Genomic DNA, 25,251 nt, shown 5'->3' with positions numbered 1-25,251 from the left:
GCGGGAACGGGGACGCAGCGGGGCCGTCAGGGGGCGAGGAGCGGCCGTTGAGGGCGGAGCCCGCACTCGCCCCCGGCCAGGAGGCATGGGTTCCGACGGGCTCGAATTCCGCCGATCGGCCTCGTCCGGAAGCCTTGCCGTGCGTGCTCCCCGCCCCTTGGGGGCTGGATCAACCGATCAACTGCCGGAGCCGCTCCACGTGTCTGGGGATCGCGTTCATCGGGTCCTCGGCCGCCTCGTATTCGAGGACGACATACCCGGAGTACTTCACATCCCGGAGGATGCCCACCAGCCTCGAGAGGTCCGCCTCCTGCTTCGGGCCGCCTTCGGGGGCGATCTCGGTCTTCACCTGCACGTTGACGGCGTAAGGCGCGATCCGGGCGAGGTCGCCGTAGGGGTCCTCAGTGTGGAAGTTGCCGGTGTCGAGGTTGACGGCGAAGTACGGGTGGTCGATCCCCTCGATCAGCCGCATCATCTGGTCGACCGTGGCCGTGATGCCGCCGTGGTTCTCCAGCGCGAGCATCACGCCCTTCTGCTCGGCGTAGGGCAGCACGGCCTTGAAGCCCTCGATCGCCCTGGCGACGGCGGCCTCCTCGCTGTCCCCCTTCGGCGTCCTCCCGGCGAAGACGCGGATAACCGGCGCGTTCAGCGCGGCGGCGCGGTCGATCCAGGTCCGGGCCAGCTCGAGCTGCTTCTCCCGCTCCGGCCCCTCGACGACGCAGAAGTCGTTGCCGATCGCCGTGCCGGAGATATCCAGGCCCAGCAGGAAGGCATGACGGCGAAGCCGGTGCAGGTAGGCGTCGTCCGCGTCGGCGGGGAAGTAGTACGAGGTCGGCTCGACGGCGTCGAGGGCCATGTCGGCGGCCAGGTCGACGAAGTCGAACAGGTCCATCGTCGGCCGGTCGCCGGTGAGGAACTGGCGGTAGGAATACGCGGCGATGCTCAGCTTCAGGTGGCTCGGGCGGGTGCGGCGGATCGGGTCGATCGCCAGCGCCCGGGGGGCGGACGCCGTTGGGCCGAACGACGAGGCGGCGGCCGCCGCCGCGGCGGCGCCGAGGAACGAGCGGCGGGACATCGGGGCCATGAGGATCCTCCCTTGGGGCGGGTCGGCGACCGCTCGACCGGGGCGATCGGCGCGACTCGACCCGATTAGGGTAGGGCACGGCCGCCCGCTTCGCTACCGGCTCTCGCCGCCGGCCTCCGCGGGCTCCTCGACGTCGCGATCGAGCACCATCGGCGGGCCGGCCGACCCCGCCGAACGGCCCCCTCCCGGCCGATCGGTGCCGGGGCAGGCCGCCTCGGCCGACCTCGCGATGCCCCGAGCCATCCCCGAGAAGACGAACCGATGCAGCGGCAGGATCGCGTACCAGTACAGTCGTCCCCAGACCGAAGACGGCTGGAAGTACGCCGTCTGCCTCAGGACCGACCGCTCCGGACCATCCTCGTCCACCCGGAACTCCAGCCAGGCGTCTCCCGGCACGCGCATCTCGGCGTGCAGCAGCAGCCGACGGCCGGGAACGAAGTCCTCCACCCGCCAGAAGTCCAGCGCGTCTCCGATGTAGACCCGCACCGGATCCCGACGCCCCCGCCTCAAGCCGACCCCGCCGACAATCCGGTCCAGCGCTCCCCGGATCTTCCACAGAAGATCGCCAGAGTAATAGCCGGTTGAGCCGCCAATCCGCTGCACCCGGTCGAACAGCGAGGAGGCCGGCGCGGCCACCGCCACACGCTGCTCGTCTCGGAAGGAGAAGGCGGCTGGGTCGAACCTCGGCCGACGGACCAGCGCGGCCCGGCTGGGCAGGGCGGCGTTGGCCCACCGGGTCGACACGTCGTTCTCGTTCACCTTGTCCAGCGCCCGCTGCACCGCGTCGCCGAACGGTGTGGGTTCGATCGGCACGAGCTCCCGAATGCGGTCATTCTGGCAGACCACCTCCGATCGCAGCCCCTCCACCAGCGGAAACGCCAGAGCCGCCGGGATCGGCGTCACCAGGTTGATCCAGTACGCCGAGAGCCTCGGCGTGAGCACCGGCACGACGACGATCCGGCGCGTTAGCCCCTGAATCGCCGCGAACCGGATCATCATCTCCTTATAAGACAGCACGTCTGGACCACCAATATCAAAAATCCTGCAAGCCGTTTTCGGCTCCTCTAGACACCCGACCAGATAGGCGAGCACATCCCGCACGGCGATCGGCTGGTTCTTCGTCTTCACCCAGCGCGGGCAGATCATGATCGGCAGCCGGGTGACCAGCGCCCGCATCATCTCGAATGACGCGCTGCCTGAGCCGATGATCATCGCCGCCCTCAGCTCCGTCACCGGCACCGGCCCTCCCCGGAGGATGTCCCCCACCTCCTGCCGGCTGGCCAGATGCGGCGACAGCGCGTCGGCCCTCCGGCCCAGGCCGCCGAGGTAGATGATCCGGTCGAGGCCGGCGTCCTCGGCCGCGTCGGCGAAGTTCCGGGCGGCGGCGCGGTCACGCCCGACGAACGATCGCTCCCCGGCCATCATCGCGTGGACGAGGTAGTACGCCGCCCCGCACCCCTCCAGCGCCTCCCGCAGCGACTCGGCGTCGAGCACATCCCCCCGGGCGATCTGCACCCGATCTCCCCAGGGCCGGCCTTCCAGCTTCTTCGGGTCCCTCGCCAGGCACCGGACCGAGTACCCCCGCTCCAGCAGGATCGGCACGAGCCTGCCGCCGATGTAACCGGTCGCGCCGGTGACGAGGATCGGTTTGGAGGTCATCCGTTGTCCCGAGTTCGAGTTGGCCGCCGGCCAACGGCCGGAACACCGCTTGTTCCCGGTCCGGAGTGTCCGGGAGGCCACGGGATTACTGTAGGCGCCGGGCAAGGCGATCGGCCAGCAGAGAATTCGATGAAGGGCGAGGGGAGCGCCCCTCGGGGGTCCGGAACGATCGCCGCCGCGTCTTGTGCTTCCGCGGCCTGGCCCGCTCGACCAGGGAACGGGAACGACCGGAGAGAATTCGGGACAATTCTCCCGGGCTCGTCGCATTACGGGTGATCGGAGTCGAGGAGACTGGCGGAGGTCAAAGCGATGAGCAGGGCGAGGAGAGGCGTGGTGGGACGCGATCTCCGGGCGATCTTCAACGCCGGGGTCGTCCGGGAGATGGCGGACGGGGAGTTGCTGGAGCGATTCCTCACCCGGGAGGGAGAAGCCGCCGAGCTGGCCTTCGCGGCGCTGGTCGAGCGGCACGGGCCGATGGTGCTCCGCGTCTGCCGGTCGGTCCTGCGAGACGACCACGAGGCGTCGGATGCCTTCCAGGCGACCTTCCTCGTCCTCGTCCGCAAGGCCGGCTCGATGTGGGTGGCGGACTCGATCGGGCCCTGGCTCCACCAGGTCGCCCTGAGAGTGGCCCGGGGAGCGCGCTCGGCGAAGGCCCGGCGCCGTCGGATCGAGGCCAGGGCGGCCGTGCTCGAGACGGCCGGCCCGTCCGAGCCGGCGGGCCCGGACGACCTCGAGGCCCTGATCCACGAGGAGCTGAACCGTCTCCACGAGCGATACCGATCTCCCGTCGTCCTCTGCTGCCTCGAGGGCCTGACCCTCGACCAGGCGGCCCGCCGCCTGGGATGGCCGATGGGAACGGTTCAGAGCCGACTCGCCCGGGGCCGGCAGCGGCTCCGGGAGCGTCTCTCCCGTCGAGGAGTCTCCCCCTCGGCCGGGACGTTCGCCGCGGCAATCGCCTCGGAGCGGGCCCGGGACGCGGTCCCGGCCGCACTCTCGGAGGCGACGATTCAGGCTGCGACCCAGGTCGCGGCGCTCGGCGCGACCGTGGCCGGGGTGGTCCCGGCCTCGGTCGCCCGGCTCGCGAAAGGAGCGATGCGAAGCATGTTCATCACCAAACTGACGAAAATCTCGGCCGGCGTCCTCGCGGCCGGAGTGATCGCGACCGGCGTCGGGTTCCTCTCGGCCTCCGAGCGCCCGAATCAGGAACCTCGAGCGGAGGGAACGGAGCCCGCCTCCGCCGCAGCGAAGATGACCGATGAACACCGCGTGGCCCAGGCGACAAGTATGAACAACCTCCAGCGGATCGCCCTGGCCATGCACATCTATGCCCAAGAGCACGGCGGCCGGCTCCCGCCCGCCGCCATCCATAAGGACGGCACTCCCCTGCTCAGCTGGCGGGTCGCCTTGCTTCCCTTCATCGGGGAGGAGCGTCTCTTCGAGCAATTCAACCTCGACGAGCCCTGGGACAGCCCCTCCAACCTGGCGCTCGCCAGTCAGATGCCCGAGGTCTACGCCCCGGTCGCCGGCCAGGGAGAGACGCGAGCGTCAACCTACGTTCAGGTGCTCGTCGGGCCCGGGACCCTCTTCGAGGGGGAAGCGGGGAGGAAGCTGGACGACATCCCCGACGGCCCTGCCCTGACGTTGCTGGTCGTCGAGGCGGCCGAGCCGGTCCTCTGGACCAAGCCGGAGGACATCCTCTACGACCCGGACCGCCCTCGCGAAGGACTCGGCGGCCAGTTCGAGGGCGGGACCAACGTCGCCTTCGCCGACGGAGCGGTTCGGTTCCTCTCGAATGAGGTCCGCCCCGAGGTCCTCCGCGCCTTGAGCTCCCGAGACGGGGGCGAGATCGTCGGCAGCGACGCCCTCCAGCCCTGACCCGCCTCCCCCGCACCGACGACGAGCCGCCGGGGTGCTCAACCGCCGGCGGCGGCGAGGTCGGGAGCGACAACCGGCCGCACCCGCATCCCCGGCTCCAGGTCGGCCTCCGGGGCGGGGATGACCAGATCCCCCTCCTCCAGGCCCTCCTGGACCTCGGCCCACTCGTCGTTCATCAGGCCGACGGCCACCCCCCGGCGCTCGATCCGGCCCTCCCTCACGGCGAACACCTCCCAGCGTCCGTCCGTCCCCCGGAACAGCGCCGACCGGGGCACAACCAGCGCCTTCGACCGTTCCGCCGTCCGGATCCGGACGTCCACCCGATACCCCACCCCGACGCGCCCTGCCTCCAGCAGCTCCGCCAGCGCCTCGGGGTCGATCGCCACCACGACCGTCACCCGCTGCTGCTCCACCCCCAGCGAGCTGAGCTTGGTGAAGCCGCTCGGATTGACCCGACGCACCGTGCCCGGCACCACCTCGCCATCCGGGGAGAGCCCCCGCAACTCGACCGGCTGCCCCGGCGCCACTCGAATGGCCTCCTGCGTGAGCAGCTCCGCCTCCACCTCCAGCGTCTCCAGATCGCCGATCTCCATGAGGATCTCCCCGGCCGGCAGCAGCCGCTCGCCGGCCACCTCTCGGGAGAGCACCACGCCGTCCACCGGGCTGGTCAGCGTTCCCCGGTCGCGGTTGAGCAGCACCTGCTCCAGCCGGGAGGCGGCCTCGGCCCGCTCTCGGCGGAGCACCGCGACCCGCAACCCCTTCGTGTCGATGTACCTCCGGATGATGTTCGGCGTCAGCGAGAAGGCCGCCTGCATCGACCGCAGCGCGGCGGTCGTCAGCACGTCCTTCCGGTATTCGACCGCCGCCTGCGCCTGCTCGGTCTCGGCCCGGTTGAGCTCCTCCTCCGAGGCGGCGTCGCGCCGGGAGAGCTCCCGGCGCCTCCGGAGGGTCTTCTCGGCGAAGCCGAGCACCGCCTCCCCCGCCTTCACCTGCTCGTCGGCCGCCTCGACCGTGCGGTCGACCGACAGGAGGAACTCCTCCACCTGGCCGATCAGCGCCTCCTCCACCGTCGCGTCCCCGGCCTCCTCGATCGCGGCGTCGAGCCGCTCGACCGCCGCCGTCGCCTCGGCCACCCGGATCTCCAGGTCTTCGGGCACCAGCCGGGCCACGACCCGACCGGCCTCGACCCGATCTCCTTCTTCCAGCGTGATCGGGGCGATCCTCCCCTCGTAGGGCATCGCGATCGGGTACGTCCGAGGCAGCCGAGTCTTGCCCTCCTCGTCGATGAACTCCCGGATCGGCCCCAGCCGGGCCGGCACCGCGTCGACGGTCGGGCCGCCGCCCGGCGCCCCGATCCCGGCCACGACCGCCGCCACCGCGGCCAGGCCGAGCACCGACAGGACGACGAGCGTTCGCGTACTCATGTCAAGCTCCCGAGAATGGTTGGAACGGTGGCGAAGGCCGGGCCTCCGAGGCGATCACTCGCGGATCCTCATGCTCTCCTGCAGGTCCAGCCGCCCGATCGACCGCACCACCACCGCGTGCGCCGCCAGGCTGAACGCCAGCCCGACGACCAGTGTCCAGGCGAAGGCCGCACTCGGGTCGGCCATCGGGATCCGGAACGAGTCCGTCTGCGCCGTCTGCATGAGCGCCCAGAACAGGGCCTGCCCCAGCGGCAAGCCCAGCAGGGTGCCGACGCTGTTGATCACCAGCGTCTCCCTCAGGAACAGCCGGCTGACGGCCGACCGCTCGTACCCCAGCACCAGCAGGGTCGCCACCTCGCGGCGGCGCTCGGCCAGGCCGACCAGCGAGGCGTTGAGCGTCGTTCCGAAGAAGATCGTCCCGGCGAAGAGGACCATCATCACCGTCGCCGCCGCGTTGGTGTCGACGATCGTCCGCCGAATGCTCTCGATCATCTCCTCGCGGACCCCCACGGCCCGGATCACCGGCAGCCGCTTCAGCTCCCGGAACAGCTCCTCGCGGCGATCGGCCCTCGGGTCCACCTCCAGTTGCACGCCGGAGACGGCGAACTCCTCGTCGACCAGCCGGCTGAGGTAGGCCAGGTCGGCGTAGGCGACCAGGCCGATGAAGCTGTCGACGATGGCGACGACCGGCACCCGTCTCGGCTCCCGACGGCCCTCGCTCGGCTCGAAGACAAGCTCGTCCCCCGGGCGCACGCGGAGCTGCTCGGCCAGCGTCCGGCCCAGGGCGAGCCCCGCGGGGGGGATCGGCACGCGGCGGTCCTCGGCGTCCCGGGGGGCGGTCAGCCGGGAGCCGGCGATCAGGCCGGTGATGGCCCCTCGCTTCTTGTAAGGCCCGTTGCGGAAGGTCCCCCCCACGTCGAGCGTCGGCTCCGCGTGATCGACCCCCGGCAGACGACGGACCTCCAGCAACGCGCCCCTCCCGCAGGTGTCCCGGAACGAGAGGTCGACGTCGCTTCGCAGGATCAGCGAGAACTGGATCTCCAGCCCCCGGTCGAGCGCCGCCCTCCCCAGCAAGCCCGAGACGAGCAGGGCCGCCGCCATCGCCGAGGAGGCCACGCCGACCGCGTTCCTCTTCCCGTTCCGCAGGATGTTCCGCAGGACCATCCGCCAGCCGGTCCCCAGCGCCCTCCAGAGCCAGGGGATCCGCTCCGGCCATGTGACCCTCGCCCCCTCCGGAGGCCTCGGCCGCATCGCCTCGGCCGGCTCCAGCGCGAGCACCCCCCGGGCCCCCCGCGCCACCCCGACCACGGCGCAGGCGACGCTGATCGCCAGCCCCGACGCCATCACCCCCGGGAACACCCGGTTCTCCAGCCTCGGCAGCTCGAAGAACTGCCGGTACAGCCCCGTCATCGCCCCCGCCAGCAGGTGCCCCAGCCCGCAGCCGAGCAGCCCTCCCATCAGCCCCACCACCATGCCGAACTTGAGCAAGTGCCGATACAGCTCCCCGTCCGAGTACCCCAGCGCCTTCAGCGTGCCGATCGTCGTCCGCTGCTGCTCCGTCAGCCTCGCCATCAGGATGTTCAGCACCAGGGCCGCCACCCCCAGGAAGATCGCCGGCATCACGAAGGCGAAGGTCCCAAGCTGGCGGATCTCATCCGAGAGGAATCGGTCGGAGATTTGATCTCGCCTCGGCGTCGTCGAGGCGACGCCGAAGTCCTCCAGCAGCAATTCGGCGCGGTCGAGCAGGGCGTCCGGCCGGTCCCGGACCTCCGGCGAGAGCCGGCCGACCACCTGGTTGCAGGCCCCCTCGAAGCCGAAGGCGGCCTCCATGTCGCTCCGCTTCAGGTAGAAGACGCCGAATCGGCTCGGGTCGGGCACGATCGCCCCGGGGCCGAGCAGGTAGACGAACTCGCTGCTGATCGCCGTCCCCACCACCCGGAACCCCCGGCGCCGGTCCCCCATCAACAGGTGGACCGTGTCTCCCGGCTCGATCCCGTGGTGGCGGGCGAAGGCGTCGTTGACGATCACCTCGTCTTCCGGACGGCCGGTGAAGTAGCCCCCCCGGCGGATCACGATGTCGTTGATGATCGGAGCGTGCCGGTCGGGCAGCGAGAGCACCTGGCCGTTGATGATCGCGTCCACCCCCTCCAGGTCCACGATCACGAACTGCTGGATGCGGGTCCGGATCTCCGTCACCCCCGGCAGCTCCCCCAGGACCGACGCCTCCGACACCGGAGCCTTCTTCAGCTCGACCGAGAAGTCGGCCATCCGGCACCGGGCGTAGTAGCGGTCCTTCGCCTCGCCGAGGTTGTGGTAGGCCGACCGCATCGCGACGAAGCACGACACCCCCACCGCGATGATCCCGGCGATCGCCAGCACCACCGCGCCGGAGCCGAGCAGATCCCGGATCAGCTTGCGGTCCAGCGCCGAGGGGCTCACCACGAGATCTCCCCGGGAGGAACGGGGTGGTCCTGCCGGACGTCGTCGGCGATCCGGCCCGACCGGATCCGGATCAGCCGGTCGGCCATCCGGGCGATCGCCTGGTTGTGCGTGATGATGATCACAGTTTTATTCATACGCTTGTTCACGTCCCAGAGCATCGCGAGCACCGCCTTGCCCGTCTCGAAGTCAAGCGCCCCGGTCGGCTCGTCGCAGAGCAGCAGCTCGGGGTTCTTGGCCAGGGCCCGGGCGATCGCCACCCGCTGCTGCTCGCCGCCGGAGAGCTGCGCCGGGAAGTGGTCGGCCCGGGGGGCCAGCCCGACCAGGCGGAGGCACTCGTCGACGTCGAGCGGCTCGTCGACGATCTCGGCGGCGACCTGCACGTTCTCCCTGGCCGTGAGCGTGGGGACGAGGTTGAAGAACTGGAAGACGAAGCCCACCGCCTCGCGTCGGAATTCGCCCAGCGCCCGTTTGGAACAGGCCGACAGCTCCCGATCCCGGAACCAGACCCGCCCGGCGGTCGGCTGGTCGAGCCCGCCGACCAGGTTCAGCAGCGTCGTCTTCCCCGACCCGCTCGGGCCGACCATCACGACGAGTTCCCCTGGCCCGATCTCCAGGTCGACGTCGCGCAGCACCTCGACCTCAACTTCTCCCATGCGGAAGGTCCGGCCGACCCCCTCGAGCCTCAGGATCGGCCCGTCAGCGGCGGTTTCCTCACGATCGGTCCTGGTCGTCTGGAGTGACATCGATCACCTGCCCTCGCCCCGGACCAGGTCCCCAGGACCCCGGATGCCGGCCCGAGCCCGGGGCCGGCCCCGTCCCGAACCGCACGAACGCCTCCCCTCGGCGCACCTTCCGCTCCAGCCAGGCCGACAGCACGCGGCGATAGCCCGCCCTGGTGATCGGCACCAGCAGGCTCAGCCCCACCAGGTCCGTCAGGAACCCCGGCGTCAGCAGCAGCGCGCCGCCGACCAGGACCAGCGCGCCGTCCAGCAGCGTCCGGCCCGGGAACTTCCCCTCCGCCATCGACCGCTGCAATTCCCGAAGCACCCCCAAGCCCTGGCTCCTCGCCAGGTAGGCCCCCAGGACCCCGGTGAACAGGATGGCGCCCACCGTGACCAGCAGGCCGGTCTGGACGTCGTACCGCTCGGCGATCGCCCCGTGCACCTTGAGCAGCACGAACAGCTCGACCACGGGCACGATCGTCAGCAGCAGCAGCAATCGAACGAACATCGCGGCTCGTCTCCTTGGCGGGAAGCTCCCCCTCGGATCCTCCGGCCCGGGCCGTCGAAGTCAACCGGAGAGTCGCGGCCCTCGGCGATCGGTGCACCGATCCCCGGCCCAGTTCCGCCTCGTTCCGAGTCGGGGGAGCGTGGGCCATCAGACCTCCCCTGCAGCGTCTTCGCCCCCCAAGGCGGGCGACTCCGTCCTCGACCGCCCCTGCGGCTCCCGCGAGCTGGTCGTCGCTGGTCGTCGTCGACGCCCTGGCCTTCAACGACGAGCCCGTCGCCCGGGTCCTCCTCCCCCGGCGCATCCCCCACGGCTTCCACGGCACCTGGCTGCCGGCCGGGGTGCTGGGAAGAGTGAGGGTTGACCACGAAGGGATGATCCCGGACGACTGAGGGCCCGAGCCGGATGAGGGATGACGGATCGCCGATGCGGGGGCCACCACCGTCATCGCCTCCACCCGTGGCGATCCCTCATCCCGCATCCGCCCCCGCTCCTCACGCCTCCTCCGACTCGGCCGCGCGAGCCTCCTGCCGGGCGACGAGGAGGATGCCCAGCTCATACAAGCCGAGCATCGGTACCGCCAGCAAGAGCTGGCTGATCACATCCGGGCCGGGGGTGAGCATCGCCGCGAGAACGACGGTGCCAAGGATGGCAAACTTGCGCTTCTCGCGGAAGTCGGCCGCCGAGACGATCCCCAGGGCCCCCGCGAACAGCATCACCAGAGGCGTCTGGAACCCCAGTCCGAAGACCAGGGGCAGCAGCGTGGCGAACCCCATCCAGGCGGTGAGCTGCAGGTTCGGCTCCACGTCCAACCAGATGTTGAACTGGAGCAAGAACCGCAGGGTCAGCGGCAAGACCCCGAAATAGCACAGGCAGACCCCGCTCAGGAACAGGCCGAGCGAGAACGGCAGGTAGCGATAGACGTACCGTCGCTCGTGCCGGTAGAGCCCGGCCGCGACGAACGCCCAGAGCTGGTAGAAGACCCAGGGGCTGGCGATCACCAGGCCGGTAATCAGGCAGACGGTGAAGAAGATGATCGCCGTCTCCAGCGGCCGAAGCGAGATCAGCGCCTTCTGTCGCTCGACGTTGGACGACACGAGGTCGATGGCGGCGGCGTCGCGTACCTCCATCGGCAACTCGACGAAGGTGCCCTCCATCGCCGGGTCGGGCTCGGGGAGGCCGAGCCCGGGGGCGACCTGGCGAAGGGCGCCCAGCAGCGCCGCGGCCGAGATCCGGGCGGGCATCTCGCTGTAGGAGGCCGCCTTGATCGCCGCGGCGATCTTCTCGGCCGTGCGCCGGGTATGGTAGTCGTCCAGGGCCCGCTGGGCGGGGTCCTGCATGCCGTGCATCACGTGGAAGCCGATGTTCATCGGCGGGATGAGCGTCAGGATCACACCCACGGCCAGCCCGAGCAGGGCCAGCACCAGGCGCATGCGGAGCTCCTCGATATGGTCGCCGAAGCTCATGGCGACCATCTGCTGCTCTTCTTCAAACAGGTCGCGGTCGGTGGGCATGGCGATCGATCCCCCGCGGTCATCGGGGCCGCGTTGGGCCGGGTCGGTCCGATCCGGTCCGTCCGGTCGATTCGGCGGCGAGTCGGGCCGCCCCGGCTCGGGTCGGCGAAGGATGGGGTCCGGGGAGGAGACGCGGGTCGCCTCGGCCGGTCACTCGGCCGGGGACCACTCGGGCGGCGCCGCCGTGAGCCTCGCGGGGACGGCTCCAATCGGGCGGGGGCGTTCCTGCACCATCCAGCCTACCAGGCGCCCCTCCCCGCCCGCCAGTCCCCTGGGCCGCACCGCGTCGTCTGGTAGGCGCCGGCGCGCCGGCTCTGCTACCCTGGTCCCCATGACCCGGCCCGAGCTCGCGCCGCGCCGGGCCGGCGCGTCGCGCCCCGATCCCCTCCCAATCAAGCCCACGGAACGGAAATGGCCGCGGTCGACCCCTATTCCCCCTGCCCGTGCGGGAGCCTGGAAAAGTATAAGTGGTGCTGCCACAAGGCCGAGGAACCGGCCTTGCGCGTCGAGCGCCTCATCCGCGGCGAGCAGTACGACCAGGCCCTCAAGGCCGTCGAGGAGGGGCTCCGCAAGGCCAAGGGCGCCTTCTGGCTGCTCATGCAGAAGGCCTTCCTCCACGAGCGTCGCGACGAGCCCCGGCAGGCCGCCGAGGCCATCGACGCCATCCTCAAGAACAAGCCCGACCACCTCGGCGCCCTCGCCCAGCGCGTCGAGCTGACCCTCATCGCCGAGGGCCCCCGCGCCGCCGCCGCCGAGCTCCAGTCGGCCCTCTCGGCGGTCAAGCCCGAGGACCGCCCGATCTTCGGTGCCGTCTTCCGCATGGTCGGCGCCATGCTCGTCCGAGCCGAGGCGATCCCGGCCGCCATCGCCCACCTCGAGGTCGCCGCCGCTCACGAGCCCGAGGACGCCCCGATCGCCCGCCAGGCCCTCCGGTCGATCATGACCGACCCCGGCATCCTCCCCTGGGTGAAGAATCCCTACGACCTCGCCTCCACTCCGGAAGGGCTCCCCGACGACGCCCGCTCCCGCTTCGACGACGCCCTCCAGGCCGCCGACGAGGCCCTCTGGGCCCGCGCCGCCTCCGGCTTCGAGACCCTCTCGGCCGACGGCATCCCCGGCGCCGACCTGAACCTCGGCCTCTGCCGCCTCTGGCTCGGCGACGAAGAGGCCGCCGTCGCCGCCCTCCGCCGGCACTCCAGGGCGATCGGCCCGACGCCCGAGGCCGTCGACCTGGAAGCCCTCTGCCAGCTGATCGAGCCGATCGGCGACGACGACCTCGTCGAGCACGTCCGCCTCACCTGGCCGATCGCCGACCGAAACGCCCTGCTCGCCGCCCTCCGCGACGCCGAGCAGCAGAAGCGAACCGTCGTCTCCGAAGGCCAGGGGATCCTCGACCCCGACGACCCCGAGGCGACCGAGGTCGACATCTTCTCGATGCTCGACCGCCCCCGCCCCGCCGCCCGGCCCGGCCTGTCCCCCGCCGACATGCCCCGAGTCTCCGGCCGCATCCTCGTCGCCCGAGACAGCGTCCTGCTCGACGGCTTCGATGTCGGCAAGCAGTTCGACGAACTCCGAGAGCGGTTCACCGAGCTGGCCGGCCCCGGCATCCCGCCGGCGCACCCGAGGACGACCGTTCTGGAGAAGGTCCCCCGCGTCTCGCTCGCCCTGCGGACCGAGTGGATCCTCCCCGAGGGCCAGGATCCCGAGGAAACCCGCCGCATCCGCCGAGAGGAGCAGATCCGGGTCATCAGGGAGGTCTGGCCCGAGCAGCCCCTGACCGCCCTCGGCGGCCGCTCCCCCCGCCAGGCCATCCGAGACGGCGACGCCGAGATCCCCCTCCGCGCCGCCTTCTGCCAGTTTGACTACGGCCCCTCCCGGCTCGACATCGAGCTCGACGCCCTCCGAGCCGAGCTGGGCATCCCCCCGGAGCCGACCCCCGACCCCGTCTCGGTCGACATCGAGGCCGAGCACCTCGCCCGGCTCCCCCGCATCCCCGCCGAGCACCTGGACGACGAGCGCCTCTGGGCCCTCTACGTGCGCAGCCGGGGCACCGGCCAGCACCTGGCCCTCCGGCGATCGGCCATCGCCCTGTCCAGCCGGCCGAACTTCCTCGAGGGACGCTCCGCCGCCGAACGCTACACCGTCTTCGGCGACCTCGCCAACCTCTCCGCCAGCGCCGGCAACACCGCCGAGGCTCTCGAGTGGGTCGAGCGCGGCCGCCGAGACGAACCGGCCTCCCACCGCAACGCCAACGCCCCCCGCTGGGACTTCCTGGCCCTCCGCATCCGGGCCCGCTCCGAGGAGCCCGAGCAGTGGGTCCCCGAGCTGGCCGTCGTGCTGGAGCGCTACCGAGAGGACCGCTCCGCCAGCCAGACCGTCATGACCAACCTGCTCGACATGGGCCTGATGCGGATGGTCCCGCACCCCGAGCGGCCCGACCAGGCCATGCTCGACAGCCGCCCCCTGATGGCCGTCCTCTCCCGGTACGGCCCCCGCATCACCACCGCCGCCGGAGAGCTCGGCGTCTCCGCCTCGCGTCCCTCCATCTGGACCCCCGGCGCCTCCGCCGGCGGCTCGTCGGGAGCCGGCGTCTGGACCCCCGGCGCCCCCGCCGGCGGTTCGGAGCAGGGGGGCGAACGGAAGATCATCCTGCCCGGACAGTGACCGTCCGCCGACCGGGGGACGACGCGATGGCCAGCGGGAACCCGTTTCGGTCCCTCGATCTCCCGGTTTGGGGCCCCGCCGTCCGGCGGCCCCCGGCCGGCCGGAACCCGGCCGGCGAGGGCGGCCCCCCTCGGCGCTCCCTCCGGCCGCCTCCTCGGCGGGCCTGCCAGGGGGACGGGGCGTCTTCTCCGGTTCTCCGGGTTCGAGCCCCGGATCGGCCTCCTCCTCCTGTCCCTCCAAGACGGAGGATCGCGCCGCCGTCCTCGGCGGCCCCTCGGCCGACCCCGCCCCGGGAGGAGGGCCCGACCCCGGCGATCGGGCCGATCCCCCTCCCGCCCCGGTTCCCAGCGTGAGGAAGGCCTCCCGCCCCCTCCTCGAGCGAGGCTCCCGATGCCCCCCGACCCCTCCTCCTCCGCCGAGCTCGCCCTGGCCCTCGTCCACGAGGGCTGGCGTCACGTGCAGCTCCAACGCCCCCTGGCGGCCTGGGCGAGCTGGCAGCAGGCCCTCCGGCTCAAGCCCGGCGACCCAGCGGCGACCGAGGCCCTCGACCGGCTGGAGACCGCCGACGAGCTGCCCGAGGCCGCCCGCAAGCCCCGACGCCTCCTCAACCCGGCCGACGACGAGGCCCGGGCCCGCTGGGACGACGCCTTCCGAGGGCGGGACCTCTCCGCCATCGCCGCCGCCTCGGCCGCCTTCGAGCAGCTCGCCGAAGACGACCCCACCGACGCCCCCTGCTGGTACAACCGCGCCCTCTGCCTCGCCTGGACCGGCCGGAACGACGAGGCGATCGACGCCCTCGACTACTACGTCCACCTCACCGCCGCTGCGCAACCCGACCTCGCCGCCGAGGCCTGGGCCCTCGCCGAGATCCTCCGCCACGGCGCCGGCGCCGAGCACCGCGCCGACGACCTGAGCTACTCGTTCGAGCTGCCCTGGCCCGAGTCCTCCCCGCCTCCGTTCGAGGCCGACGCCGCCCTCGGCGCCGTCCGGGAGATTCCCGTGCCGATCGACCCCTTGACCCAGGCCCCCATGGCCCCCGGCGCCCGGGTCGTCGAGTGGCTCGACCGCCCGATGCCGCCCCCCGACCCGGGCCTGACCCCCGCCGACCTGCCGATCGTCCGCGCCATCGCCATCCGCTCGCCCGGGGCGCTTCGCTGCTCGGGGCTGGACCGCGAGGCGATCGAGGGCCTGGAGCGCTCCATCGAGGGCCGCCTCGGCCGGGGCCTCGACTTCGACCGCCGCGTCACCCCGCTCCCCCTGGCCATGCTCGACGCCGCCGTCGCCACCGTCCGGCTCCCCGAAGGACTCCCCCCCGAGGACCGGAAGCGGCTCCAGGCCGCCGCCATCGCCGCTTACTTCGAGGAGCGCTGGGCCCGAGTCCCCCGCCTCGGGCTCGGCGCCCGCCCTGGAGACGACGACGGCCCCCCTCGCCGCTCCCCCCGAGAGGCCGGCCAACTGGCCGCCGAGGGGGACGCGGTCGCCCGGGCCAAGCTCTCCGGGGTGATCCTCGTCCGAGAGCAGCTCGCCCGCCGCCCGAGGTCGGCCGACCTCTACCTCGGCTACGACTTCGACCGCCTCCGCCGCCTCTTCGGCCTCGACCCCCTCGACGCCCCTCCCCCCAGCGTCGACCTCCCCCTCCAGCCCCGCCGCGAGGATCCGACGTGACCGCCCCCGAACCCGCCTTTCTCAACGCCCTGAAGTGGACCCCCGACGGGTTGATCCCCGCCATCGTCCAGGACGCCGAGGCCGGCGACGTGCTGATGATGGCCTGGATGGACCGCGACGCCGTCCTCCGCACCCTGGAGACGGGCCAGACCCACTTCTACTCCCGATCCCGACGGTCGAGCTGGCACAAGGGGGGTACCTCGGGCCACGTCCAGCACGTCGAGGAGATCCGGGTCGACTGCGACGGCGACGTCCTGCTGATCCGAGCCCGACAGGTCGGCGGCGCCTGCCACGAGGGATACCGCTCCTGCTTCTTCCGCCGAGTCGCCCCCGACGGCCAGCTCGAGGCGACCGGCGCCCCCGTCTTCGACCCCTCGGCCATCTACGGCTCCGGCTGACCGGGCCCCCGAGAACCCCGAGCCGATCGGTTCCGCTGCTCCTCCTCCGCGGCGATCCTCCCCGATCCCAGGGGCCGGGGCGCCGGATCCCGCGAACACCACTCCACGGGACCGGGTCCGATCGGGTAAACTGATCCGTTCCCGCCCCCATTGCTCCCAGGGCATTGAACTTTAAGGATCCCGACCGATGCGCAAGCCGCGTCTCATGGCCCCCGGTCCCGCCCCGGTCCCGGAGGAAGTCCTGCTGGAGATGGCCAGGCCGGTCATCCACTCGCGCGATCCGCGCACCAAGCAGGCGATCAAGGAGGCCATCGAGGGGCTCCGAGAGGTCCTGAAGACGGCCAACGACGTGGCGATCCTCGCCGCCACCGGCACCGGGGCCATGGAGGCCGCCGTCATCCACGCCGTTCCCCCCGGGAAGAAGGCGCTGGTGCTCAACGCCGGCTGGTTCGGCCTCCGCTGGGCCAAGATTTGCCAGGCCCACGGCATCCCGTTCGAGACGATCGACGTCGAATGGGGCCAGCCGGTCGACCCGGCCCGCGTCGCCGAGGCGCTGACGGGCCGCGACGACATCGCCGTCGTCTGCGGCACCCTGAGTGAGACCTCCACCGGCACCGGGCACCCGATCGAGGCCATCGGCAAGGTCGTCGCCGAGACTGCCGCCCTGTTCGCCGTCGACGGCATCTCCGGCGTCGGGGCCATGGAGTGCCGGACCGATGACTGGAAGATCGACCTGCTGGCCGTCGGCTCCCAGAAGGCCCTGATGCTGCCCCCGGGCCTGGCCTTCGTCGCCGTCAGCCCGAAGGCCTGGGCGGTCATCGACTCCTTCGAGCCGAAGGCCTTCTACTTCAGCCTGAAGGCCGCCCGCAAGAAGCTGGCCGAGTGGGATACCCCCTACACCCCCGCCCACACCCTAATCTTCGGCCTGGTCAAGTCGCTCGAGCGGATCAAGGCCGAGGGGATCGAGAACGTCTGGGCCCGCCACAAGACGATGAGCGACGCCTGCCAGGCCGGCGTCAAGGCCCTGGGCCTGGAGCTCTTCAGCGCCCGGCCGGCCGAGGGCCTGACCGCCTTCGTCGTCCCCCAGGGACTGAAGGACACCGACATCCGCAAGAAGCTCGACGACCGCTTCGGCCTCTCCATCGTGGGCGGGCAAGACAAGCTCAAGGGCAAGATCTGCCGGATCGGCCACATGGGCTACAACGACGAGGTCGACGTGGTCGGCGCCCTGGCCGCGTTGGAGATGGTGCTCGCCGAGCTGGGCCACGAGTTCGAGCCGGGGGCGGGCGTCTCGGCCGCCCAGCGCGTGCTGATCGGGCAGGGCAGCCCGGTCGGCGCGGCCTGATCAACCGCCTGATCCCGAGCGGCCCGCCCCGTCCGACGCGACGGGGTCCAGGCCGCTCCCCGAATTTCCCCCAAGGGGCGGCCGCCCCGACCGACGGCCGCCGGTTCATCCCCCCGCGATCGCATGCCCCCCCCCGACCGGAGCCCGAGTGACGTGCCCCACCGCGTGCTGGTGACCGACAAGGTGTCCGAGGAGGGCCTCGCCCTGCTGAAGGCCGAGCCCGACTTCGAGGTGATCGTCCGCACCGACCTGGCCAAGGACGTGCCGGGCCTCAGAGCCGCGCTGGCCGAGTCCGACGCGCTGATCGTCCGCTCGGGCACCCAGGTGACGGCCGAGGTTCTCCAGGGCCAGACCCGTCTCCGAGCCATCGCCCGGGCCGGCGTCGGCGTGGACAACATCGACGTGCCCGCCGCCACGGCCAACGGCATCGTCGTGATGAACACGCCGGGAGGGAACACCGTCTCCACGGCCGAGCACACGATGGCCCTGATGCTCGCGCTGGCCCGCAACGTGCCCCAGGCCGACGCCAGCCTGAAGGCCGGCCGCTGGGACCGCAACACGCTCACCGGCCGGCAGCTCGAGGGGAAGACCCTGGGGATCGTCGGCATGGGGCGCGTCGGCCAGGCCGTCGCCCGCCGGGCCCTCGGCTTCGAGATGAGGGTCATCGGCTTCGACCCCTTCCTCTCCGCCGAACGCGCCACCGAGCTGGGAATCGAGAGCGTCCCCCACCTGCACCAGCTCTGGGGCCAGTGCGACTACATCACCCTGCACACCCCGCTGACCGAGGACACCAAGAACCTCATCAGCGCCGAGACCCTCGCTCAGATGCGGCCCGGCGTCCGCATCATCAACTGCGCCCGAGGAGGCCTGATCGACCCGGCCGCGCTGCGGGAGGCGATCGACTCCGGCCACGTCGCCGGCGCCGCCATCGACGTCTTCGAGCCCGAGCCTCCTCCGGCGGATCACCCGCTGGTCAACCACCCGAAGGTGATCGTCACCCCCCACCTCGGCGCTTCGACCGAGGAGGCCCAGGTCGCCGTCGCCGAGGAAGCCGCCCGCCTGCTCGTCGACTTCCTCGCCCGAGGCCAGGTCCGCTTCGCCGTCAACATGCCCACGCTCAACCGGGCCGAGCTGGACGACCTGCGCCAGTACCTCGACCTGGCCCGACGCCTGGGCATGCTCCACGCCCAGATGGATCGCGGGATCATCAAGTCGGCCACCCTCCGCTACCGGGGAGAGGTCGCCGGCAAGAACACCCGGCTCATCACCGCCGCCTTCGCCGCCGGCTGGATGGAGACCGCGCTGCAGGGCCAGGTCAACCTCGTCAACGCCGAGGCCCGCCTCAAGGAACGCGGCATCACCCTCACCGAGGAGAAGTCCACCGACCCCGGCGACTTCTCCTCGATGATCCAGGCCGAGGTCGAGACCGACCGCAAGGCCTACATCGCCGCCGGCACCACCTTCGGCCGCGAGTTCCTCCGGCTCGTCCGCCTCGGGCCGTACCGGCTCGACGCCCACCTGGACGGCACGCTGCTGGTCTTCACCCACAACGACCGCCCCGGCCTGATTGGCGCCCTCGGCACCGAGCTGGGCCGCCGAGGCGTGAACATCGCCCAGATGAACGTCGGCCGGGAAGCCCCCGGCGGCGAGGCCATCGGCGTGGTCAACCTTGACAGCATCCCCGACGAGGACGCCCTGAAGGCCGTCTCCGCCCACCCCGACATCCTCAGCGTCAGCCTCATCCGCCTGCCCTCCCACGGCGAGCAGCCGAGCTGGCTCCAGCTCTGATCGGATCGCTCCCCCTCCCCGGCACCGCGATTGCATCGAGGTCGGGTCGATCCCCCACCGGATCGACCCGACCCGAATCGCACCGCGACCCGAGGGAGGCGAGCCTCATGGCCCGAGCCGACGACGACGCCCCGCCGAGGCCTCGGCCGGCCCACCCCGACCGCGATTCCTGGACGAGGACGGTGGCGCTGGTCGTCATCGCCACCGTGCTCGTGCTCGGCGCCAGCACGAGGATGACCCGGCTGATCGTGCCGATCATCCTCGCCCTGGTGCTCGCGATCGCCCTGCGCCCCGTCGCCCGGGCGATCGAGCGGGCCGGGCTCGGCCGGGGAGTCTCCAGCATCCTCTGCACGATGCTGGTCGCCCTGGTGCTGCTCTCGACCGCCGGGCTGGTGATCGCCCAGGCCGGCCGGGTCGTTCGGGACTCCGACCGCTACCTCGACCGGTTCCGCCAGATCGCCTCCCAGGTCGCCGAGCCGCTCGAAGGCTCCCGGGTCGTCCGGCTGCTGAAGGGAGAGGCCTCGGCGACGCCGGGAGCCAAGGGCTCGACTACCCCCGACCTCGCCTCCCGATCCAACCCGGACGGCGATCCCGAGCGATCCGACGGCCCCGAGCCGGGGTCCCCCCCTCGTTCCTCCTCGGCCTCGTCCTCGTCCTCATCCTCGCCCGTCGGCGGCGGCGGCGCTCCGGCCTTCGGCTCGCAGGAGGACTGGACCAGGCAGCTCCGGGAGAACGCCGGCTCGATCGGCCAGTGGGCGCTCCGGGGAGTCGGCGGCGTGCTCGGGATCCTCGGCCAGATCGTCGTCGTCCTCTTCCTGATCCTCTACATCCTCCTGACCCGGGCCACCTGGGCCGACCGGATCGTCCGGGCCGGCGAGGCCCTGGGAATGCGGCTGGAGGATGAGGATCTGGAACAGATGGGCAAGAACATCGAGCGCTGGGTCGCCTGCGTCCTGTCGGTCGCGCTTGGCTACTCGGTGACGATCGCGCTGGTGAGCTGGGCGATCGGCCTGCCGCAGTGGCCGCTCTGGGGACTGATGACCGGCCTGCTGGTGCTCATCCCGTACTTCGGCGCCGTGGTCGCCGGCGCGATGCTGGTCGTCGTGGCGGCGGTCGCCAGCCAGGCCCTCTGGCCCCCGATGGTGATGCTGGGCGTCTACCTCCTGCTCCAGACGCTGGAGAGCTATGTCATCCTCCCCTTGCTCTATGGCGAGGCGATCTCCATCGACCCGCTCGCCGTGCTCATCGGCGTGCTGTTCTTCGGCTTCCTCTGGGGGCCGCTCGGGTTCGTCTCGGCCCTGCCGATGCTCGTCCTGATCCGGGGATTCGTCGCGGTCACCCCCGGCTCGGCCCCCATCGGCGCCCTCTTCGGCGCCGAAGACCGGGGAGGATAGGCCGGTCGGGGAAGGAACACCGGATTGCCAAAGGGGTTCGGGACGATCGCGTCAGCAGCGCCAGGCCGAGAGAACGGCGGCCAGGAACAGGGCCACCGCCAGTCCCCGGTCCACTCCCGTCGGCAGGCCGAGGTCATTGCCGAAGAGGGCGATCAGGGCGGCCAGGACCGCGCCGAGGGCGGGCCATCGGCCTCGGAAGGCCGAGGAGACGAGCAGGATCAGCGCGGCCAGCCCCGCCGAGCCATCCCGGAACAGGGCCGAGGCCGGGCCCGGGGCGAGGGCGACGCGGAGCGGCTGCGCTCCCCCGGCGGCTTCCCGGAGGAGATCGCCTCGGGAGCCGATCGTGTCGGCCACCTCCTCGAGGGAGTCGGCCGATCGGGCGGCCTGGACCAGCTCGGTCAGGTCGGTCCCCTCGATCAGTCGGTTCTGATGGGCCCAGGCTAGGAAGCCGACCAGCAGGAGCAGCCCCGAGAGCAGCCGGGCCCTCGGGCCGGTGAGGGCGTCGAGCAGGCCGACCAGCCGGCGCCGGAGGCGGTCGAGCCTCGGCTCGGGGGCCGACTCGGCGTCGAGCAGCGCGGTTTCGGGGTCTCGAAGAGCCTCGGCCAGCGACTCGGCGAGGGTCCCGCCGGGGGTCGGCGTTCCCCGCTCGAAGGCGATGGCCCGGGAGAGCAGGGCGGGGGCGATCCGCCAGGCCCGGCGCCGGGCGGTCAGCTCGAAGAGGCCCTGGGCCTTCAGCCGGCGCTCGAGCAGGTCGATTAGCAGGAGCCGGTCGCGCTCGTCCCTCCTCGCCCGCAGCCGGGCGTCAATGGCGGCGATCACCCGGCCGATCAGCTCGAACCGGAGCAGCCGATCCCCGGTCGGGACCTCCCGGCGGGTTCGGGCCTCCCGGTAGGCGTCGAACCCGAACAGGGAAAGGAAGAGGGGCCCCCAGTGTGTTCCGCCGTGGTCGACGGCGAAGGCCCGGACGGCCGGCTCGGCCAGGCCCGATCGGCGAAGGTCCCGGAGGACCGCGCAGGCCCGGTCGACCGGCTCCCGACGCTCCCGGGCGATTGGGCGATCGATCAGCACCTCCTGCACGCCGGCCAGGATCGCGGCGACGACCGCCAGCGCGACCGCCACCCCGAGCGTGCCCGACGCCACCAGCCCCAGCGGAGCGAGTATCAGCACCGCCGCCACCGTCGCCAGGTCCCGGACCCTCCCCCCGGCGACGAACCGGCGGACGCGGTCGAACAGCGGGCCTCCCCGGGCGATCCCGCCAACAACGAAGGAGCCCCCGGCCGTCATCGCCATCAGGCCGAGCAGGCCGATCGCCAGGCTCGACAGGCCGACCAGCAGCGCCAGGAATGCCAAGCCCGCCGTCCCGCCGTAGGAGGAGAGCAGCACCGTTCTCCTCAATCGGGCCGTCGGGGAGCCGGCGAAGGCGTCGGCGCAGGCCCGGTAGGCGTCGACCAGCTCCTGGCGGGGCAGGAAGGCGCCGGGCTTCGGGGCGCCGGCGATTCGTTCGAGGTCGGCGATGACCGGCCCGATCGCGCCAAAGCCTCCCCGGTCCTCGGGGAGCATCAGCCTCCGGATCAGCTCCGAGACGGCGGCCGGCACTCGAGGATTGATCGCCGAGGCCGGCGTCGAGGAGTCGGGCCCAGCGGCCGAGCCGGTGACGAGCCGGAAGACGGTCCGGCCAAGCGCCTCCAGGTCGGCCCGGACGGCGTCGGGCCCCGGGAACGCGGGAGGGCTCGGCTCCTCGGGATCCTCGGCCGGCGGGGCAACCCGGCCGAGGCCGGTCAGAAGCATCCGGCCGTCGGGGAGCTCGGCGAGGGCCTCGGGGCGGATGTCCCCGTGCGCGAAACCGGCCTCGTGGAGTGCCCGCAGCCCCCGGCTCGCCTGGAGGACAATCGCCAGTGCCCGGCGCACGGCCGAGGGGCCGGGCCGGTCGCCGGGCGCTGCCAGGAACCCCGCCTCGATCGCCTCCGGCCGCCGCTCGAGAACGGCCAGCCGGCCGTCAAGGTCGGCCACCCGCACCACCTCTCCCAGGTTCGGGTGCCGGATTCGCTCCAGGGCGATCGCCTGCCGGCCCAGCCGCTCGGCCCGGATCGGGTCGTCCTCGATTCGGGTCGCATCGACCCAGAGGGCGACCGCGTCCCCCTCTCCCGGGGACCAAGCCCGGTAGGAAACGCCCGTCGCCTCCTGGCGAATCGGACCCAGAACGTACACCCCGGCCCGGAGCTCGGGAAACCGAGAGAAGAACGGGAGGGAAGTCATGGGACGTCGATCCGATCCGCTCCTGTCCTGTCTGGGGAATCTGGACCCACCTTACGGGGGAGAAGCGCCGGGGGACAGCGGGCGATGGGAGTTCACGCAGGGTTGCAGGAGTGAGGAGAGGAGCACGCGGAAGCGAAGCAAGCGTGGAGGAGGGGAGAAGAACGAGAAGGAGAAGAACGAGAAAGAGCAGAGAAGAAAGAAAAAAACAGAAGAAACAAAGACGAGAACAAAAGCGGAGGGAGAACAGCGATCAGGAGAAGGAGCGAACAGGAGCGGCCCTTGAGGAGATTATCGCTCGTCTGGCGATCCTGACTCTCAGGAACTCTTCGGATCAGTGCCAAGGCGAAAACCGCCACGAGGGTCTCATCGCTCGTCTGGCGGTTCTGACTCTGGGATTCTCACCGCGACTCATCGAGGAGGAGAGCGATCCCTCGAGAACCCGGATGGCGGCCGGGAGGCCCCTCGGGGTATGCTGGGGCCTGATCGAGCACCGGGAGCCGCCGTACCGGACGATCCAAAACGCCGGGCCGGGCCTCGCCAGCGAGCGAGCCGGCACGGCCGGGCCGAGGGGGGACGACCATGGCGCCTTCCGAGCCGATCTCGATCGTGCTGGCCGACGACGACGACGACCTCCGCCGCGTGACCGCCGCCGCCCTGAGGGCCGCCGGCATGATCGTCCGGGAGGCGAGCGACGGGGAACACGCCCTGGAGCAGGTCCGGCGCCATCGCCCATCGGCCCTGGTGCTGGACCTGTGGATGCCCCGGCTCGACGGCCTGCAGGTGCTCGACGCCCTGCGGTTCGATCCGGCCGCCGGCCGACTGGCGGTGATCGTGCTCACCGGAGACGCCGAGGCCGACGGCCGGCTGCTGGCTCTGGCGGCCGGAGCGGCCTGCGTCGTGCTCAAGGGCGGGGCGATCGCCGAGCTGATCTCCGCCATCCGGTCCCGAGCCGAGCAGGCCCTCGGCCCGCCCTTCGGCCTCGATCCCGACGACGACCGGCCGACGGCCGAGACTCCCGGCCCGGTCGGCTCGCACCTCCCTCCCGGGGCCTCCTTCCCTCGATGACCACCGACTCCTACCGGAACGCCCTGGACGCCCTCTACGCCCGGCTCGACTACGAGCGGCTCGGCATGCCCGCCGCCTGCTCCTCGACCGAGCTGCGGCTGGGCCGCATGCGCCGGCTGCTCCGAAGGCTGGGAGACCCGCAGGACGCCTTCCGGATCGTCCACGTCGCCGGCACCAAGGGGAAGGGGTCGACCTCGGCGATGGTCGCCGCCGCGCTGACCGCCTCCGGCTTCCGGGCGGGGCTGTTCACCTCGCCGCACCTGCACCGGCTGGAGGAGCGCTTCGTTGTTGATGGGGCGATGATGACCCCCGACGAGCTGATCGCCCGGTGCGACGAGCTCCGCCCGGCCATCGAGGCGGTCGAGACCGACTGGCCGGGCCCCGACGGCCGAGGGTTGACGTTCTTCGAGGTGACCACCGCCCTCGGCCTGCTCCACTTCGCCCGGTCCGGCTGCCGGGCGGTGGCGCTGGAGGTCGGCATGGGAGGGCGCCTGGACTCGACCAACGTCGTCCGCCCGGCGGTGTCGGTCCTCACGACGATCTCCTTCGACCACGTCCGCCAGCTTGGCCCGACCCTCGGCCACATCGCCCGCGAGAAGGCCGGCATCTTGAAGCGGGGGACCCCGGCGGTCGTCGGCGTCCGGCAGCCGGAGCCGATCTCGGTCATCCGGGAGGTCGCCCGATCCCGCCGCTGCCCCCTCTTCGAGCTCGGGACCGACTTCGAGGCCTTCTATGAGCCGCCGAGGCCGCCGATCGACCGGCCGAGCAACGGCTCCGTCCTCGTGCGGACCTGGCGGCGAGACTGGGGCCCGATCTCCGCTCCCCTGCCGGGAGCACACCAGGCCGCCAACGCCGCCGTCGCCCTGGCGGCACTGGACGCCCTCGCCGACATTGACCCGACGCTGGAGGTCCTGCCCGAACACGCCGCCCGGGGGTTCGCCACGCTGCGGTGGCCGGCCCGGGTGGAGGTGGTGGGAGAGGCTCCCTGGCTGGTGATCGACGGAGCGCACAACGTCGCCTCGGCCGAGGCGCTAGCGGCCTCACTCCGATCGAACTTCCCCGAGGTCCCCCGCTCGCTCGTCTTCGGCACGAGCCGGGACAAGGACTTGGCGGGCCAGCTCCGCGCCCTGCTTCCCCTGTTCGACACCGTGATCGCGACCCGGTACGTCGAGAACCCCCGAGCCGTCGCGCCCGACGCCATCGCCGAGGCCGTCGCCGAGCTGGGGGGACCGACCGCGATGATCGCCCCGGAGCCAACGCTCGCCCTCGACCTGGCCCGCCGGGCCACCCCCGAATCCGGCCTGATCTGCGTCACCGGCTCCCTCTTCCTCGCCGCCGAGGCCCGGGCCGCCGCCCTCGGCCTGACCAACATCCCCGCCCGCCCCCGGCTGGTCACCTGATCGGGCCGCAGGAGAACCGGCGCGCTTCGGGAACGCTCGGCCCGTTCTCCT

General features: G+C 71.9%; 18 protein-coding genes. 10 read left to right on the top strand and 8 right to left on the bottom strand.

Annotation, left to right across the window (positions count from 1 at the left end; genetic code table 11):
* Positions 1 to 169: 169 nt before the first annotated feature.
* Both TsocGM_RS18385 and TsocGM_RS18380 read right to left on the bottom strand, forming a co-directional pair.
* Positions 170 to 1,084: a sugar phosphate isomerase/epimerase family protein gene (locus TsocGM_RS18385; RefSeq protein WP_126726924.1), complete on the bottom strand. Its 915-nt coding sequence runs from the start codon at positions 1,082 to 1,084 to the stop codon at positions 170 to 172.
* 93 nt (positions 1,085 to 1,177) lie between these two features.
* Entirely contained in the window at positions 1,178 to 2,743 is a 1,566-nt protein-coding gene (locus TsocGM_RS18380) for an SDR family oxidoreductase (protein WP_126726923.1), read from the bottom strand.
* 333 nt (positions 2,744 to 3,076) lie between these two features.
* On the opposite strand from TsocGM_RS18380, the gene TsocGM_RS18375 reads away from it, so the two are divergent.
* Positions 3,077 to 4,618, top strand: coding sequence for a sigma-70 family RNA polymerase sigma factor (locus tag TsocGM_RS18375; RefSeq protein WP_158633624.1), 1,542 nt, complete (start codon positions 3,077 to 3,079; stop codon positions 4,616 to 4,618).
* Positions 4,619 to 4,656: 38 nt separating this feature from the next.
* Here the strand turns inward: TsocGM_RS18375 and TsocGM_RS18370 are convergent, their stop codons facing one another.
* The 4 genes from TsocGM_RS18370 to TsocGM_RS18355 are packed head-to-tail and all read right to left on the bottom strand — an operon-like array spanning position 4,657 to position 9,714.
* Positions 4,657 to 6,042 carry an efflux RND transporter periplasmic adaptor subunit gene (locus TsocGM_RS18370; RefSeq protein ID WP_126726921.1) on the bottom strand — a complete coding sequence of 462 codons (1,386 nt, stop codon included), beginning with the start codon at positions 6,040 to 6,042 and terminating at the stop codon, positions 4,657 to 4,659.
* Positions 6,043 to 6,096: 54 nt separating this feature from the next.
* A complete protein-coding gene (locus TsocGM_RS18365; RefSeq protein WP_126726920.1) occupies positions 6,097 to 8,481 on the bottom strand; it encodes an ABC transporter permease in 2,385 nt (794 codons plus the stop codon).
* Entirely contained in the window at positions 8,478 to 9,227 is a 750-nt protein-coding gene (locus TsocGM_RS18360; protein WP_126726919.1) for an ABC transporter ATP-binding protein, read from the bottom strand. The genes TsocGM_RS18365 and TsocGM_RS18360 overlap by 4 nt, the downstream gene beginning before the upstream one ends.
* Entirely contained in the window at positions 9,196 to 9,714 is a 519-nt protein-coding gene (locus TsocGM_RS18355; RefSeq protein WP_126726918.1) for an FxsA family protein, read from the bottom strand. Before TsocGM_RS18355 ends, TsocGM_RS18360 begins: the two co-directional genes overlap by 32 nt.
* Positions 9,715 to 9,728: 14 nt before the next feature.
* Between TsocGM_RS18355 and TsocGM_RS27955 the strand changes: the two genes are divergently transcribed.
* The gene (locus TsocGM_RS27955; protein ID WP_199756825.1) at positions 9,729 to 10,103 is read left to right on the top strand and encodes a carotenoid oxygenase family protein; all 375 of its coding nucleotides are present in this window, start codon (positions 9,729 to 9,731) and stop codon (positions 10,101 to 10,103) included.
* Positions 10,104 to 10,205: 102 nt separating this feature from the next.
* On the opposite strand, the gene tatC is transcribed toward TsocGM_RS27955, so the two are convergent.
* Positions 10,206 to 11,225: a twin-arginine translocase subunit TatC gene (gene tatC / locus TsocGM_RS18345; protein ID WP_126726917.1), complete on the bottom strand. Its 1,020-nt coding sequence runs from the start codon at positions 11,223 to 11,225 to the stop codon at positions 10,206 to 10,208.
* A 411-nt stretch (positions 11,226 to 11,636) separates the two neighbouring features.
* On the opposite strand from tatC, the gene TsocGM_RS18340 reads away from it, so the two are divergent.
* The 6 genes from TsocGM_RS18340 to TsocGM_RS18315 all read left to right on the top strand — a co-directional run bounded on the left by TsocGM_RS18340 (position 11,637) and on the right by TsocGM_RS18315 (position 20,479).
* Complete coding sequence (locus TsocGM_RS18340) at positions 11,637 to 13,889, top strand: hypothetical protein (RefSeq protein ID WP_126726916.1); 2,253 nt, start codon at positions 11,637 to 11,639, stop codon at positions 13,887 to 13,889.
* Between the two features lie 390 nt (positions 13,890 to 14,279).
* The gene (locus TsocGM_RS18335) at positions 14,280 to 15,554 is read left to right on the top strand and encodes a tetratricopeptide repeat protein (protein ID WP_126726915.1); all 1,275 of its coding nucleotides are present in this window, start codon (positions 14,280 to 14,282) and stop codon (positions 15,552 to 15,554) included.
* Positions 15,551 to 15,952, top strand: a complete 402-nt coding sequence (gene hisI / locus TsocGM_RS18330) for a phosphoribosyl-AMP cyclohydrolase (RefSeq protein ID WP_126726914.1) — start codon at positions 15,551 to 15,553, stop codon at positions 15,950 to 15,952. The genes TsocGM_RS18335 and hisI overlap by 4 nt, the downstream gene beginning before the upstream one ends.
* Before the next feature lie 187 nt (positions 15,953 to 16,139).
* Positions 16,140 to 17,297 carry a pyridoxal-phosphate-dependent aminotransferase family protein gene (locus tag TsocGM_RS18325; RefSeq protein WP_126726913.1) on the top strand — a complete coding sequence of 386 codons (1,158 nt, stop codon included), beginning with the start codon at positions 16,140 to 16,142 and terminating at the stop codon, positions 17,295 to 17,297.
* Between the two features lie 153 nt (positions 17,298 to 17,450).
* Complete coding sequence (gene serA, locus TsocGM_RS18320) at positions 17,451 to 19,085, top strand: phosphoglycerate dehydrogenase (RefSeq protein ID WP_126726912.1); 1,635 nt, start codon at positions 17,451 to 17,453, stop codon at positions 19,083 to 19,085.
* A 107-nt stretch (positions 19,086 to 19,192) separates the two neighbouring features.
* A complete protein-coding gene (locus TsocGM_RS18315) occupies positions 19,193 to 20,479 on the top strand; it encodes an AI-2E family transporter (protein WP_126726911.1) in 1,287 nt (428 codons plus the stop codon).
* Positions 20,480 to 20,530: 51 nt separating this feature from the next.
* On the opposite strand, the gene TsocGM_RS18310 is transcribed toward TsocGM_RS18315, so the two are convergent.
* Positions 20,531 to 22,735 (bottom strand): serine/threonine-protein kinase, encoded by a 2,205-nt coding sequence (locus tag TsocGM_RS18310; protein WP_126726910.1) that lies wholly within the window; start codon positions 22,733 to 22,735, stop codon positions 20,531 to 20,533.
* Between the two features lie 579 nt (positions 22,736 to 23,314).
* On the opposite strand from TsocGM_RS18310, the gene TsocGM_RS18305 reads away from it, so the two are divergent.
* Together TsocGM_RS18305 and TsocGM_RS18300 are read left to right on the top strand one after the other, a co-directional pair.
* Entirely contained in the window at positions 23,315 to 23,800 is a 486-nt protein-coding gene (locus TsocGM_RS18305; RefSeq protein WP_126726909.1) for a response regulator, read from the top strand.
* Positions 23,797 to 25,200: a bifunctional folylpolyglutamate synthase/dihydrofolate synthase gene (locus TsocGM_RS18300; RefSeq protein ID WP_126726908.1), complete on the top strand. Its 1,404-nt coding sequence runs from the start codon at positions 23,797 to 23,799 to the stop codon at positions 25,198 to 25,200. The genes TsocGM_RS18305 and TsocGM_RS18300 overlap by 4 nt, the downstream gene beginning before the upstream one ends.
* Positions 25,201 to 25,251: the final 51 nt, after the last annotated feature.

Source organism: Tautonia sociabilis, assembly GCF_003977685.1.
Lineage (GTDB): Bacteria > Planctomycetota > Planctomycetia > Isosphaerales > Isosphaeraceae > Tautonia > Tautonia sociabilis.
Note: the sequence above shows the minus strand (reverse complement) of the source record. Positions and strands in the feature narration are given on the sequence as shown.

Excerpts from the sequence above, each read along its gene's own strand:
- TsocGM_RS18340 (WP_126726916.1), top strand. The coding sequence starts at position 11,637 with ATGGCCGCGGTCGACCCCTATTCCCCCTGCCCGTGCGGGAGCCTGGAA.
- TsocGM_RS18305 (WP_126726909.1), top strand. The coding sequence starts at position 23,315 with ATGGCGCCTTCCGAGCCGATCTCGATCGTGCTGGCCGACGACGACGAC.
- TsocGM_RS18355 (WP_126726918.1), bottom strand. The coding sequence starts at position 9,714 with ATGTTCGTTCGATTGCTGCTGCTGCTGACGATCGTGCCCGTGGTCGAG.
- TsocGM_RS18360 (WP_126726919.1), bottom strand. The coding sequence starts at position 9,227 with ATGTCACTCCAGACGACCAGGACCGATCGTGAGGAAACCGCCGCTGAC.
- TsocGM_RS18385 (WP_126726924.1), bottom strand. The coding sequence starts at position 1,084 with ATGGCCCCGATGTCCCGCCGCTCGTTCCTCGGCGCCGCCGCGGCGGCG.
- TsocGM_RS18335 (WP_126726915.1), top strand. The coding sequence starts at position 14,280 with ATGCCCCCCGACCCCTCCTCCTCCGCCGAGCTCGCCCTGGCCCTCGTC.
- TsocGM_RS18300 (WP_126726908.1), top strand. The coding sequence starts at position 23,797 with ATGACCACCGACTCCTACCGGAACGCCCTGGACGCCCTCTACGCCCGG.
- tatC (WP_126726917.1), bottom strand. The coding sequence starts at position 11,225 with ATGCCCACCGACCGCGACCTGTTTGAAGAAGAGCAGCAGATGGTCGCC.
- TsocGM_RS18310 (WP_126726910.1), bottom strand. The coding sequence starts at position 22,735 with ATGACTTCCCTCCCGTTCTTCTCTCGGTTTCCCGAGCTCCGGGCCGGG.
- TsocGM_RS18325 (WP_126726913.1), top strand. The coding sequence starts at position 16,140 with ATGCGCAAGCCGCGTCTCATGGCCCCCGGTCCCGCCCCGGTCCCGGAG.
- TsocGM_RS18380 (WP_126726923.1), bottom strand. The coding sequence starts at position 2,743 with ATGACCTCCAAACCGATCCTCGTCACCGGCGCGACCGGTTACATCGGC.
- TsocGM_RS18315 (WP_126726911.1), top strand. The coding sequence starts at position 19,193 with ATGGCCCGAGCCGACGACGACGCCCCGCCGAGGCCTCGGCCGGCCCAC.
- TsocGM_RS18370 (WP_126726921.1), bottom strand. The coding sequence starts at position 6,042 with ATGAGTACGCGAACGCTCGTCGTCCTGTCGGTGCTCGGCCTGGCCGCG.